Annotated in this window: 12 protein-coding genes; 11 read left to right on the forward strand and 1 reads right to left on the reverse strand. The window is 56.4% G+C overall.

Going from position 1 to position 14141, the window contains the following annotated elements; translation table 11 throughout:
• Positions 1–331 precede the first annotated feature (331 nt).
• The 7 genes from J0X19_RS18890 (at position 332) to J0X19_RS18920 (ending at position 9483) form a co-directional block, all read left to right on the forward strand.
• Positions 332–1345 (forward strand): ABC transporter transmembrane domain-containing protein, encoded by a 1014-nt coding sequence (locus J0X19_RS18890; protein ID WP_206985979.1) that lies wholly within the window; start codon positions 332–334, stop codon positions 1343–1345.
• Positions 1338–2711: an HlyD family secretion protein gene (locus J0X19_RS18895; protein ID WP_206985980.1), complete on the forward strand. Its 1374-nt coding sequence runs from the start codon at positions 1338–1340 to the stop codon at positions 2709–2711. Before J0X19_RS18890 ends, J0X19_RS18895 begins: the two co-directional genes overlap by 8 nt.
• 66 nt (positions 2712–2777) lie before the next feature.
• Positions 2778–4259: a TolC family protein gene (locus J0X19_RS18900; RefSeq protein WP_317194795.1), complete on the forward strand. Its 1482-nt coding sequence runs from the start codon at positions 2778–2780 to the stop codon at positions 4257–4259.
• Between the two features lie 174 nt (positions 4260–4433).
• Positions 4434–5918, forward strand: coding sequence for a sodium:solute symporter (locus J0X19_RS18905; protein ID WP_206985982.1), 1485 nt, complete (start codon positions 4434–4436; stop codon positions 5916–5918).
• 59 nt (positions 5919–5977) lie between these two features.
• On the forward strand, positions 5978–6454 hold the full coding sequence (locus tag J0X19_RS18910; RefSeq protein ID WP_206985983.1) for an energy transducer TonB: 477 nt from the start codon (positions 5978–5980) through the stop codon (positions 6452–6454).
• Between the two features lie 98 nt (positions 6455–6552).
• On the forward strand, positions 6553–8388 hold the full coding sequence (locus J0X19_RS18915; RefSeq protein WP_206985984.1) for an ABC transporter ATP-binding protein: 1836 nt from the start codon (positions 6553–6555) through the stop codon (positions 8386–8388).
• 21 nt (positions 8389–8409) lie between these two features.
• Entirely contained in the window at positions 8410–9483 is a 1074-nt protein-coding gene (locus tag J0X19_RS18920; RefSeq protein ID WP_206985985.1) for a YcxB family protein, read from the forward strand.
• A gap of 50 nt (positions 9484–9533) precedes the next feature.
• Here the strand turns inward: J0X19_RS18920 and J0X19_RS18925 are convergent, their stop codons facing one another.
• Positions 9534–10493, reverse strand: coding sequence for a T9SS type A sorting domain-containing protein (locus J0X19_RS18925; RefSeq protein ID WP_206985986.1), 960 nt, complete (start codon positions 10491–10493; stop codon positions 9534–9536).
• A 336-nt stretch (positions 10494–10829) separates the two neighbouring features.
• Here J0X19_RS18925 and J0X19_RS18930 point away from each other — a divergent pair, with 336 nt between their 5' ends.
• The 4 genes from J0X19_RS18930 (at position 10830) to J0X19_RS18945 (ending at position 14054) form a co-directional block, all read left to right on the forward strand.
• Positions 10830–11825 carry a cation diffusion facilitator family transporter gene (locus J0X19_RS18930; RefSeq protein ID WP_206985987.1) on the forward strand — a complete coding sequence of 332 codons (996 nt, stop codon included), beginning with the start codon at positions 10830–10832 and terminating at the stop codon, positions 11823–11825.
• A 39-nt stretch (positions 11826–11864) separates the two neighbouring features.
• Positions 11865–12404 (forward strand): hypothetical protein, encoded by a 540-nt coding sequence (locus tag J0X19_RS18935; protein WP_206985988.1) that lies wholly within the window; start codon positions 11865–11867, stop codon positions 12402–12404.
• 47 nt (positions 12405–12451) lie between these two features.
• Positions 12452–13066: a biopolymer transporter ExbD gene (locus tag J0X19_RS18940; protein ID WP_206985989.1), complete on the forward strand. Its 615-nt coding sequence runs from the start codon at positions 12452–12454 to the stop codon at positions 13064–13066.
• A gap of 103 nt (positions 13067–13169) precedes the next feature.
• Positions 13170–14054, forward strand: a complete 885-nt coding sequence (locus J0X19_RS18945) for a DUF2911 domain-containing protein (RefSeq protein ID WP_206985990.1) — start codon at positions 13170–13172, stop codon at positions 14052–14054.
• Positions 14055–14141 lie beyond the last annotated feature (87 nt).

Below are 14141 nucleotides of genomic sequence, written 5' to 3' on the forward strand. Positions count from 1 at the left end.
ACTTGGTCGTTCAGACGTTAGTCGGAGCGGATGACCGTTTGCTGGGCTTGCGCTTTTTGCGGAGCTCAACAATATTAAATACCAGTTAAAGGCTGATTAAACATTCTTAATTTGCATTTAATACAATTTTAATACAATTTTTTGCAACCTTTTTGCTGCTTCATTCATTCTTAGGCTGTTCTTTTGCAGCTTAATTCATGGAGTGCAGCTTCGTCGCATCAATCGGCTTGCTGTCTACAGATGGGAATAAGGCGGCTACGTACTTTTTTCTGTCTTAACACGTGTGCAATGTGCGTCCGGCGCCTCCAGTAACTGCCTCTCACGCACCTATATGGCTTCCAAAAATTTACCATTACCGCCCCCTACTCCGTGGCAACGCCTCACGCGGATGCTCGACACGGAGCGCGACACTATTCGCTACATCCTGTTTTACGCCATCATCACCGGCCTCATCAGCCTCACGCTGCCCCTGGGTACGCAGGCGGTGTTCAATCTGGTTTCGACGGGGGCCGTGTTTGCTTCGTCCTACATCCTGATTGCGGTAGTGGTGCTGGGAGTGCTCATCGGGGGGATTCTGCTGATTGGCCAGATGAAGCTGGTAGAGGCCATTGAGCAGCGCCTGTTTGTGAAAGCCTCCATCGAGTACGCCTACCGGCTACCGCGCATCAAGCCCGACGCATTGGAAGGCGAGAATCCGCCGGAACTGGTCAACCGCTTCTTCGACATTCTGACGGTGCAGAAAGGGCTGTCCAAGTTCCTGATTGACATGATGTTCGCGGCGTTCCAAATCCTGTTTGGGGTGATTGTACTCACGTTCTATCATCCTATCTTCATTGCTTTTGGCTTGTTCACCATTATCATGTTGGTATTCGTGTACATGCTGAACTACCGCCGGGCCCTGCGCACCAGCATCGAGGAGTCGGCCTACAAATACGAAGTGGTGAACTGGCTGGAACAGGTGGCCGGCGACCTGCCTGCATTTCGCAACAACCCAGCAGAACAACAGCGCGCCTTAGACCGTACCGACGAGTTATCGGCCGACTATCTGCACTCCCGCAACGCCCACTTTCGGGTGCTGAAAAACTACTATAAATGGGGCGTAGCGCTACGCACGGTACTCACCGGTGGCCTGCTGATTGCGGGCACTTTGTTTGTGGTGTCGCGGCAAATGACGCTGGGGCAGTTTGTAGCGGCCGAGGTACTGATTGTGCAAATCAGCAGTTCCATCGAGAAGCTCATGTCCGGCGTCAGCAATGTGTTCGACATCCTGACGGGCGTGGAAAAACTAGCGGCGGTAACCGACCTGCCAATGGACGAGAAAAAAACAGAAGGTACCCATGCTTAACTTATCGAATCAGCACGTAGACGAGGCCGTGTGGCACGAGCAGCCTACACGCTCCCGCAAAGAGCTGCTCGAACCCAAAAGCAGCAAGTTCCTGGGCCGGGTTATGCTGGCTATTGGGCTTATTTTCCTGGTTATCCTGTTTTTGCCCTGGCGGCAAACCATTCAGGGCACGGGTACGCTCACCACGCTCAGCCCCCAAGACCGGCCCCAAACCGTGCAGAACGCCATTGCGGGCCGGATTGAGCACTGGAATGTGCGCGAGGGCCAGTTGGTGAAGAAAGGCGACACGCTGCTCACCATTTCTGAAATCAAGGACGAGTATTTCGACCCTAACCTGCCGGAGCGCCTGCGCGAGCAGCTAGCCGCCAAGCGGGGCAACGTAAACGCCAACGTAGCCAAAATCCAGGCTACCGACCAGCAGATGACGGCTTTGCGCCTCACGCTGCGCGTGCAGCTGGAAGCCGCTGCCAACCGCGTTATACAGGCCCGCAACACCGTTTCCATCGACAGCGCCGATTTGGTGGCCGTCAACAACTTCTACCAGATTGCCAAAAGCCGGCTGGCCCGCTACGAGGAAGGCTACAAAAACGGCTTGTTCTCGCTCACCGACATTGAAACGCGCCGCCTGAAGCTCCAGGAAGACCTGGCCAAGGTAACTGCCCAACGCAACAAGCTCCTGAACTCGCAACAGTCGTTGGCCAACGCGAAAATCGAGCTGGCCAATTTGCGCGCTAAGTACGAGCAGGACCTGGCCAAAACCCTATCGGACCGCAGCTCGGCCGTGTCGAGCCGGGCCAGCTCGGAAGGCGAAGTGGCGGTGCTGCGCAATAAAATCAGCAACGTGGAAGTGCGGCGCGGGCTGTACGTAGTGCGGGCCCCGCAGGACGGCTTCGTGGTGCGCACGCTCAAGGCCGGTATCGGCGAGACCATCAAGGAAGGTGAGTCCATTGCCACGCTGCAACCCGATACACCCGTGCTGGCCGCCGAAATGTACGTGCGCGCCATGGACGTGCCCCTGATTCAGCGGGGCCGCCCCGTGCGCTTGCAGTTTGATGGCTGGCCGGCGGTGCAGTTTTCGGGCTGGCCCTCGGTGGCCGTGGGTACCTTTGGCGGCACCGTCACGGTGATTGACGTAGTGAGTTCCACCAACGGCAAATACCGCCTGCTGGTGCGCCCCGACCAACATCACCAGCGCGACAACCAATGGCCCGCCCAGCTGCGCCTAGGCTCGGGGGTGTACGGCTGGGTGATTCTGGATTCGGTGCCCGTGTGGTACGAAATCTGGCGGCAGCTCAACGGCTTCCCACCTAGCTTGCAAGACGCCCCTAATGAGGCTCCGATTAAAGCAGAGGCGCAAAAGAAATAGCAGATGAGGATTCCAAGTATACCTGAACTTGTGGGTTATGGTACCCGCGGGCTGCGCTTGCTTGCGGTGCCTCTGCTTTTGCTGGCTGGCCGCACGCAGGCCCAGGATCCGCGCTTACCTACCCAAAAGCCCGGTTTGGAGCCGGCCCCGCTGCAAACCCAGCAGCTGGCTGCCGACCGGCCGCCGACGGATACGGCCCGCGTGTTTTCGTTGCAGGACCTGGCTGACTTGGTGTTTGCCAATCACCCCGTAGTGAAGCAAGCTGCCCTGCTCAGCGCCGACGCGCAAGCCCAGGTGCAGCAGGCCCGCGGCGGCTTCGACCCTAAAGTAGGCTCGGGCTTCGACCGGAAGCTGTTCGGCGGCACCGACTACTACAACAACTGGGGCAACGAGCTGAAAGTACCTATCTGGCCGGGTGGCATCGACCTGAAAGCCAGCTACGACCGGATGGTGGGTACCTACGTCAACCCCGAGCACCGCACGCCGCTGGATGGCCTGGCTGGGGTCGGGCTTTCGGTACCGCTGGGGCAGGGGCTGTTCATCGACGCCCGCCGGAGCACCTTGCGCCAGGCCCGCATCATGGTAACGGCCGCCGAAGCCGACCGGGTGAAGCAGATCAACGAAGTGTGGCTGCAAGCCGCCAAGGACTACTGGAACTGGTACTACTCCTACCAGCAGATTTTGCTTATTCAGGAAGGCGTGAATCTGGCAGAAACCCGGTTCCGCGGCATCAGCCGCCGCGCCCTGCTCGGCGACCAAGCCCCCATCGACTCGGTGGAAGCCCAGATAACCGTGCAGGACCGGCAGGTGCAGGCCACCCAACTGCAAGTGGAAATCCAGAACGCCCGGCTGCTGCTGTCCAACCACCTCTGGAACCGCGACGGGCAGCCGGTGGAGTTGCCTACCTACGCCGTCCCCCAGGCCCCACCCATTAGCCCCGTGGATTCGGTGCGGTTCGAGCAACTGCGGGACCTGGCAGCCAACCGGCACCCTACCCTCATCAAGCTCGACGCCAAAATCCGGCAGCTGGGCGTGGAGGAACGCTACCGCCGGGAAATGCTCAAGCCCAAACTCAACGTGAGCGGCACCCTGCTCAGCCGCGGCGACTTCTACCGCTCAGAAGTACCAGGCTATTACGATTTCGGACGCGACAACTACAAGCTGGGCGTTGATTTTGCGCTGCCGCTGTTTTTGCGCCAGGAGCGCGGCAAGCTTCAGCAAACCCGCCTGAAGGTGCAAGATGCCACCCTGGAGCAGCAGCAAAGCCGCCGTACTATTATCAACCAGGTAAACGGGGTGTACAACACGCTGAAGGCCTACGAGCGGCAGCTTCAGGTGCAAACCCAAACCATTGCCAACCAGCGGATTCTGTTGCAGGCCGAGCTGCAAAAGTTCGAGCTGGGTGAAAGCACCATCTTCCTCATCAACGCCCGCGAAACCAAGCTCATCGATTTGCGGCTGAAGCAGGAAAGCATGCGCGCCAGCTACGAAAAGGCCCTCGCCGAGCTGTACTACTACGCCGGCACCCGCACCCTGGGCGCGGAATAAATTACCAGTTGTGAGTTGCCAGTTACCAGTTGCCTGTTCTGTTGGGCGTTTTCGCAGGTTGTAGTTGTTAGGTGTTAGTTTTGACACCTTGAATCCCGCGCCTAGCCTTTGGCTTTCGAAAGCATGAAACCAAAAGCTCCCTCAACTGGCAACTCATAACTGGCAACTCGTTCCATGTCCCCTACCCTCATTCTGAGCCTGATTGCGGGCTACTTTGTCGTTCTGATTATCATTTCGATTCTGACCTCGCGCAAAGCCACGAGCGAATCGTTCTTTATTGCCAACCGCAACGCCCCCTGGTACATGGTAGCGTTTGCCATGATTGGCACCTCCCTGTCGGGCGTCACGTTCATTTCCATTCCGGGCATGGTGGCATCGGAAAGCTGGAGCTATGTAGCGGTAGTGGCGGGCTATACCGTTGGCTATCTGGTGATTGGCACCATTCTGATGCCGCTGTACTACCGCCTGCGGCTGGTGAGCATCTACACCTACTTAGAGCAGCGCTTCGGGTTTTGGAGCTATAAAACCGGGGCGTTGTTCTTCCTGATTTCCAGGGCCGTAGGCGCGGCGTTTCGGCTGTTTCTGGTGGCGGGCGTATTGCAGCTGGCCGTGTTCAATGGATTGGGCGTGCCATTTGCCGTTACGGTGTCGGTCAGCATCTTCCTGATTTACCTCTACACCTTCCGCGGCGGCCTCAAAACCATCCTCTGGACCGACACCTTCCAGACCATGGCCATGCTGGTGTGCGTGGCGGTGAGCATCTACCTGATGGCCGACGAGCTGAACTTAGGCTTTGCGCAGGTGGTGAAAACGGTGAAGGAAAGCTCGATGTCGAAAATCTACTTTTCCGACCCCAAGGACAGCAAGTTTTTCTGGAAGCAGTTTGCCTCCGGGGCCTTCATTACCATTGTCATGACCGGCCTCGACCAGGATTTGATGCAGAAGAACCTAAGCTGCCGCAACCTCCAAGACGCCCAGAAAAACATGTTCTGGTTTACTATTGCGCTGGTGGGCGTCAATATTCTGTTTCTGTCGCTGGGGGTGCTGCTGTATCAGTTTGCCGCGGCTAAGGGCATCGTGCTACCCACCAACCCCGCTACCGGCACCGTCATCGGCGACAAAGTATTTCCGCTGCTGGCCACCGAGCATTTCTCGCTGTTTGCGGGCATCGTATTCATCCTGGGCATCATTGCCGTAACCTACGCCTCCGCCGATTCGGCCCTGACGGCCCTCACCACCTCGTTCTGCGTGGACATGCTCGACATCAAGCAGTACGACGAGAAAAAGCAGACCCGCGTGCGGCAGTACACCCACTTCGGTTTCTCGCTGGTGCTCATCGTTATCATCCTCATCTTCCAGGCCATCAACGACCAGAGCGTGGTGACGTCGCTGTTCAAAGCGGCCGGCTACACCTACGGGCCGCTGCTGGGGCTCTACTCGTTCGGCATCTTCACCAGCCGCGGCCTCCACGACAAATTGGTGCTGCCGGTGTGCTTGTTTACCCCGCTGCTGACCTACTTCATCAATGCCAATTCCAAAACGTGGTGGGGCTACGAGTTCGGCTTCGAGATTCTGATTCTCAACGGCTTGCTGACTTTTATAGGGTTGCTGGCAATTTCCCGCCCCCGAGTTGCCCCCGAATTGAACCCCGCGGCCTAGGGCGTGTTTAGGAGGATGCGTGCGTACCTTTGCACGGTACTGCGCGCATCCCCGACCTTATGAAACATCTGTTCTTCATGTTGCTGCTCGTAGCTTGTGGCCGGCTAGCCCAGGCGCAGCAACCCACTCCGGCCAAGCAACCCACCGAGCTGAAAGCCGGCCGGATGCAGGCGCAAGCCCGCCCCGCCGCCAACCGCCCCGATGTGGCGCCGCAGTTTTCAGGCGGGGCAGCTGCGTTAGGCGCATTTTTTCAGGAAAACATCAAGTATTCGGAGGCGCCGGGCGTCAGCAGTCCTACCGGCAACGTAGTGGTGACGGCCACCATCGAAGCCGATGGCCGCCTCACCAACCCAGTGGTGGCGCAGTCGTTGTCGGCGGCGCAGGATGCCGAGGCGCTCCGGGTGCTGGCGCTGCTGCCGCCCTGGAAGCCGGCTACCCGCAAGGGCCAGCCGGTGCCGGTGCAAATCAGCTTGCCGGTGCCGTTCGGCAACGCGCAGATTCTGAAAGTAGAGCAAGGCAAAACGAAATATCAGTAACTGAGAAGCCAGCAGGTGAAAGCTACGCGTTAGAATCTTGATAACCAGACTCTAACTTCCAGCTCTTACTTGCTCTCCTTCTCCCTTCTATACCTAGAATGGCCCGAAGCGGATTGAATACCAGTGGCAACGGTGCAGGACCGGAACCCGAGAAAAAGAAACTAACCAAAGAGAACTTTCAACAGGGGCTGCGGATTTTTCGCTTCACGCTGCCTTACCGGGGCAAGCTGTTCTTAAGCATTGTGCTCCTCACGCTGTCCAGCGCCACCACCATGGCGTTTCCCTGGATTATTGGCAAGCTAGCCGATACGGCCAGCGGCCATCCGGTGAGGCTGCCCAACGGTACGCTTGTTACCATCAATCAGATTGCCATCGGCTTTGCGGTGCTGATTTTGGTGCAGGGGCTGATTTCCTTTGCCCGCATCTGGTTTCTGACGCAGGTAAGTGAGTTTACGGTGCGCGACATTCGGCAGGCGCTCTACCGCAAGTTCGTCACCTTGCCCATCCCGTATTTTGAAAGCAACCGGGTAGGCAATATCACTTCGCGCATCACCTCCGACGTGAGCGTGATTCAAGACACGTTCTCTATCACCCTGGCTGAATTGTTCCGGCAGGTGATGACGCTGCTGGTGGGCGTGGTGGTTATCATGGTGGTGTCGGTGAAGCTGTCGTTGTTTATGCTGCTCACTTTTCCGCCTATCGTGCTAGTGGCCATGGTGTTCGGGCGTAAGATTCGGACCCTGGCCCGCACCACACAGGACGAGCTGGCCAAAACCAACGTCATTGTAGAAGAGACGTTGCAGGGCATCAGCTCTGTGAAGGCCTTCACCAACGAAGATTTCGAGACGGGGCGCTACACTTCTTCCCTTACGCGCACAGTACAGGCCGCCCTCAAAAGCAATCTGTATCGGGGTGGCTTCGTGTCGTTTGTGATTATTGGGCTGTTTGGGGGCATCGTGCTGGTGCTGTGGCGGGCAGCTACCCTGGTTCAGTCGGGCCAGATGACGATTGGCGACCTGACGCAGTTTGCCCTTTATACCATTTTTATCGGAGCCTCGGTGGCGGGGTTGGGTGAGCTGTACGGCAAAGTGCAAAGCACACTAGGCGCCTCAGAACGTATCCTGGAAATTCTGGACGAAACTTCGGAGCCTACGCACATTATGCCTCCCGTGGGCTTGGTGCCCACTCGACTTCAAGGCCACATCGAGTACCGCAATGTAGCGTTCCGCTACCCTACCCGCCCCGATTTGCCGGTGCTACGCAACATCAGCTTCCATATTGCGGCGGGTGAAAAAATTGCCCTCGTTGGCCCCAGCGGGGCGGGCAAAAGCACTATTGCCAGCCTACTGATGCAGTTCTACGAACTGAGCGGCGGCGAAATCCTGATCGACGGACAGCCCCAGCAGCGCTACGACCTCACGGCACTACGCCGCCACATTGGCATTGTGCCGCAGGAAACGCTGCTGTTTGGGGGTACCATCCGGGAAAACATTGCGTACGGCAACGTACTGGCCACCGACGAGCAGATTGTGGCCGCCGCTCAGCAAGCCAACGCGTGGCAGTTTATCTCGGCTTTTCCCGAAGGCCTCGATACGGTGGTAGGCGACCGGGGCGTGAAGCTCTCGGGCGGCCAACGTCAGCGCGTCGCCATTGCCCGCGCCATCCTGAAAAACCCCGCCATTCTTATTCTCGACGAAGCCACTTCGGCCCTCGATTCGGAAAGCGAGAAGTTGGTGCAAGGCGCCATGGACGAGCTGATGCAGCACCGCACCAGCATCATCATCGCGCACCGTCTGAGCACCATCCGCAAAGTCGACAAGATTCTGGTCATCGACGGCGGCCGTATCGTGGAGCAAGGCACCCACGACGAACTGGCCCACAACGACAATGGCCTCTACGCTAATCTGCTGAAGCTGCAGTTCGAACTGAGCTAACAAACGCAGGGACTATATATCTTGGGGGCTGATTTTATTTTTATGCAGCCCATTGTTGTAGCCGACTCTCGTATTTCTGAGGCCGAATATGTTGCCATTTCCACTCGCCTGCATCAACGGCAGCGCTGGGCTACATTGGGCTTGACCACTGCTTTTCTGGCCTGCATGATGTGGTCGGATGGTGGTTTGAATGATCCAACCCAAGTACTTATTAGTGTTAGCATCCTGGCTTGTATTGCAGCCTTAGCGTGGTGGATGGGTCGGCGGCGGTTTCGGAAGCAGTACACCGCTACCCCTTCTGTTCAACTCCCCACAAGCTACACCCTGACAGCTGATGGTATTGCCACCCGGTCGCCGTTGGGGGAAAGTTTCATAAGCTGGTCCAACGTTCAGGCAGTACGACCAGTAAATAACTGGTTTGTATTTACTACTTCACCGGGAGTATACATTCCAATAGATGGCCGCTGTGTACAGGCACCACATACGGCTACAGACCTTGCAACAGCACTAACCCAGCGCGGAACCAACCTTAGCCCGTCGTCTACGCCGTCGGAGGCAGCCCACGTTTCGGTGCCCGTCGGTCCGGTCATTTCCATTCCTAATGTACACCTAACGCTAGGACAGTATACTTGGCTTAGTCTGCGCCTAACAGCGAAAATCATGCCGCTCATTTGGGTATTGCTGCTGCCGCTAGGGAGTGCTTTACTGGTATTATGGCAGCTATTGTTGGGAGATAAAACTTTGGGGGAGCTGTGGCAGAACAACAGCGGGCAGTTGCTTATGATGCTGTTTTTCTTAAGTGTTCCGCTATTTATGCTTTGGGCAATCCGCAAACAATACCGTAACAGCCCATTGCTCAAACACCCAGCTAACTATCTTCTCACCCCCGACAAGATGCTGGTAGCGTATCCTGGTGCCAATGCAGAAATCAGTTGGGATGGTGTTCAGAAGGTTAATCGGATTGGCCGATGGACTTTTTTACAAACAACAGCCGCTAATGCTGGGTTCATCCTGGATATGCGCCAAGTAGCCTCCCCCAACACTGCGGCCGATGTATTTGCCTTATTTAAAACGCAGCATATCGTAGTGAAATAGAAAAGGCCCCGCGGCAGCTGCTGCGGGGCCTTTTCGTTGTTAATGGTACGTTATTCCTTCACCACCTTGATGGTTTTGCTGCCATTATCGTTGCGGTAGCGCACCAGGTACACGCCGGCTGATAGGCTGCTCATCGAGAAAACGGCCTGCTGGTTGCGTACGGTGGTGGTTTGCAGCTCGCGGCCCGTGAGGTCCAGCAATTGCGCCGTAGCGGTGCGCTGGGCATCGTCTACTTGCAGCGTAAGGGCATCGGTGGCAGGGTTTGGGTAGGCCTGCATGGTTACCTGGGGCAAACCGCTACGTACAGCCAACGGAGAAGGTGCCACGCTAATGGCCATAATGTTAGCCGCGCCCGAGGTGGTGCTGGCCGCTTTGCTGAACGTGATGCTCTGAATCGGTTTGGTGTAGTTAGCGGCCGATACGGCCAGCTGCAGCTGATACAGGCGAGGGTTGGTGGTCAGGTTTTCGATGGTGCTGGCCGTGTTGCGGCTTACCCGGCCCAAGCCGGTGGCGGCGGGGCTGCTGCCATCAAACCAATCCTGCACCAGCAACGACCCAAACACCTGCGTGGTACCATCGGTAAAGGTGATGGTAGGCGTCACGTTGCTGAGGCCGCCGCCCGAGGTGGCCAGCACGTACACCACAGAGGCCGTACGGGGCGTACTGAATGTGAGGGTACCGCTAGCCGCCGTACCGAGCCCGGTAAGTGGCAAACGCAGCGAGTTGTTGGCTGAATACGAAGCCAGCTGGTAGGTCAGGCCCGAGGTAATGGCGCTGGTAACTATACCCGTAGCGGGCAGAAACCGCGTAGGCGCAGCCCCGGAAGGCGTAACGAAGCCCGGCGCCATGAAATTGTAGCCGGCCCCGTTGCTGCCATCCACGTCATACGTAGTAGAGGCCAGCGTGGTACCAGTGGCGTCGGCCACTACGTCCTGGTTGAAGCCGGTTACCGTAACGGGGGCGTACGACTGCGCCTGGGCGGCGGTACCAGTGCCCAAGGCAGTTGTCAAAAGGGCTAATTTGATAGAGCGAGTAAAGTTTCTTTTCATGCAGAGTACGGGTTTTGTTTAAACACCCCAAAATAGATAAAACAACTTCATATATAGATAATCAAGTATTTTATTTAGCCAATCGCACCTATTTATCCTTATATTCTTCACATACCATACCTAAAATCCAACCCATTTTTCAAGGAAAGGCACTTTCGACTTTTGTTACGAGCTATGCCGTTGAGTTCAACTTGCAGCCCCTAGCTTTGCAGATTCGTACCGCGTCTGCGCGACCTTTTTCCTCTTTTTCGCGTTTCCTTCATTCGCCAACTTCTGTACTGTTGGCGGTTCCTGCTTATGTCTGTTGCCACAACCAAAAACCGATTAGGCTTACTCTCTCTCGTAGTGAGTGTTGTGTTGGTGCTGGTGAAGTTTTACGCCTTTTATCTCACCCGCTCCCAAGCTGTTCTGACCGACGCGCTGGAATCCATTATCAACGTGTTTACCAGTGGCTTTGCGCTTTATAGCATCTACCTGGCCAGCTTACCCAAGGATGAAAATCACCCCTACGGTCACGGCAAGGTGGAATACCTGTCTATCGGGTTTGAAGGCGGGCTGATTCTGTTTGCGGGCGGCTACATCTTTTACAGCGCCACCAAAACGCTGTTGCACCCCCACGTAGTGGCCCGCCCCGATTCGGGCCTGTGGCTGCTGGCTGCCACGGCCGCCGTGAACCTGGGCGTGGGCTTCGTGCTGGTGCGGGCCGGCAAGCGGCTGCATTCGGTGGCCCTGGTCGGCGACGGGCAGCACTTATATATTGATGCACTGAACACGATTGTATCGTGCGTGGCGCTGGCGTTGGTGTTCTTCACCAACAACGTGATGTACGATACCATTGCGGCGTATCTGCTGGGGCTGTTTATCACGGTGAACGGCTACCGGATGCTGCGCAAGTCAGTGGCCGGACTCATGGACGAATCGGACGTGAAAACGATACGCAGCGTGATTCAGGAGTTGCAGCAGCACCGCCAACCCGCCTGGATTGACGTGCACAACCTGCGCGTACTGCGCTACGGCGCCGATTTGCACATCGACTGCCACGTCACGCTGCCGTATTATTTCAGCCTGGAAGAAGTGCATTCCGAAGTACACCGCATCGAGGAGTTCATTCAAACCCGCTTCGAGGTGGACACCGAAATGTTTGTGCACGCCGACCCGTGCACCTTTGCGGCCTGCTCGCACTGCCACATGCCCAATTGCCCCGTTCGGCAGCACCCCTTCAGCCGCGAAATCCCCTGGACAGTGGCCAACACGGTGAAAAACGAGCGGCACCAGCTAGCAGAGTTGGAGTAGACTATCCACAAAAACGGTACTTCTAGCGGCTCTTCGTCTTTGAAACCATCTGCCACTCCCCTGCTCGTTTCCGGCGTCACGATGACGGCCGATGAATTTGTGGCCGCCAATTTTCGGCTGTGGCAGAAACGGCCACGCACCAAGCTCAATCATTGGTTGCTGGGGGTGGCGTTGCTCCTGCTTGGGGTCAGCGTGGCATTGGATGTAATGCAAACCGGGTACGTCAGCAACTGGAGCACGGTGGCAGTTTTGGCGGTGGGCGTGCTGTATGGCTTGTTTCGGATGCAGCTAGTGCGCTACCAGCTGCGGCGTGGCTATGCCAAAAATACCGTTCTGCAGGTACCGGTTGCCTTCACCTTCGACGCCGAAATGCTCCGTGGCCAGAGCACCGATGGCCGCTTTGAGGTACGCTGGCGCACGTTGCGCCGGGCTGTGTGGGTGCAGCCTAACTGGCTGCTACTCTACCCAACTGAAGCGGCCTGCTACTACGTGGACTTACGCCGCGTGCAGGTGCCCGGCACACCGGAGCAGTTGCTGAGTCTGGTGCGGGCAGCGGGCGTTCCGGTAGTTGAAATATAGCCCACAGTGAAGTATATGGATAGCGCCAGATCTATCGTTATACTTCTATGCTACCTATTTTTACCCAGCCTCGCCAACGCCAAATCCACCGCCGCAGTTTGTTGATGCCGGAGGTATGGCCGCTGTCTATCGCGCTACTTGTGCTTTTACGCTTTTGCCTAACTACGGGGCAGATTAAAGCCTTAGAGCCTTCTGTTGACTTACCTACTTCCTCAGGCTTTATATGCATACCTGAATCTGAATACTACGACATTACCATTAATAAGTATCACAAGCTCTTTTTCAGTATCAGAGATGAGCCGTATCGGACTGCTATTATTGAACAGGTTGCGGCATTGCATGGAGTTATGTTTACTTCCTCACAACGGCAGGAATTGCGGCGGATGCCCTATATGGGTATAGATGTGCGTAGGCTACCAGAATACTTTGCTGCCTCCCGTGCCCAGCGCTACACTCTCCTCAAGACGGGTATACCTGCTAGCCAGCTGGGAGAATATATTGATGCTACCCGTAGCACTTATATGAAACGTGCTGGCAAGTCAAGCTTCTGTTTTCTCCGAGCCGACAAGAAAACCTCATTCGCTGCTGTCAAACCCATTATGCATCTTTTGCAGCAACGCAAAATCAAGCATTTCAATATTAGAACCAACAATGAGTATTAACAGGGCTCATGCAATGCACTCCACATAATTTCTATGAAACCCGCGCTCCAACGTGGGTTTCATTACTTTTGGGCTGCTTATTATCGTTTCACTTTTCCTTTCCATGAAAGCACTTTTTTCTCTCACTGCCGGGCTGGCACTGCTGGCCACCGTATCCCAGACTGCCCAAGCCCAAATTTCAACTCCTGCCGCCAGCCCCAAAAGCACCATCCAGCAGCGCGTAGGCCTCACCGACATTACCATTACCTATTCGCGCCCCAGCGCTAAAGGCCGCACCATCTTCGGCGACTCCACCACCAAGGCCATTGTGCCCAACGGGAAGCGCTGGCGCACCGGGGCCAACGCCACCACCACCATCAAGTTTTCCGACGACGTAACGGTGGAAGGCAAAAAAGTACCGGCCGGCGAATATGGCCTCTACACGGTGCCTGGCAAAGCCACCTGGGCCGTGGTGCTTAACAAAAGCACCAAGCAAGGCGCCGACGTGGACGGGTTCAAGTCGGCCGACAACGTGGCCATTTTCACGGTGAAGCCTTACAAAACCGCTACGAAAGTGGAAACCTTCACCATCAACTTCGCTGACCTAACCAGCGCCACTACCAACGTGGACATGCTATGGGAAACCACGGGCGTGAAGTTCAAAATAGCCACCGACGTTGACCCCAAGGTGATGGCGCAGATTGACGAGAAGGTGACGAAAAACGCCGCCCCCACTCCCAACGACCTCGCCGCCGCTGCCGTGTATTACTACGACAACAACAAGGACCTCAAGCAGGCGCTGGCCTGGATGCAGAAGGCCAACGAGAAGGACCCCAAATTCTGGAACGTGCACACTGAGGCGAAAATCCGCATGAAAATGAAGGACGCCAAAGGTGCTCTGGCTGCCGCCACCCAGTCGCGCACCCTGGCCCTAGCCGCCAAAAACGCCGACTATGTGAAGATGAACGACGAAATCATTGCCGAAGCCAAGAAAGCTGGCGCAAAGTAAGCGGCTTTAATGCGGGTATGTTTTAGCCCGCAGAGGACGCAGAAGGGGCGCGGAAGACGCAGTGTTCTGGATTGAATCCGTTAGAAC

Source organism: Hymenobacter telluris (assembly GCF_017313265.1).
Lineage (GTDB): Bacteria > Bacteroidota > Bacteroidia > Cytophagales > Hymenobacteraceae > Hymenobacter > Hymenobacter telluris.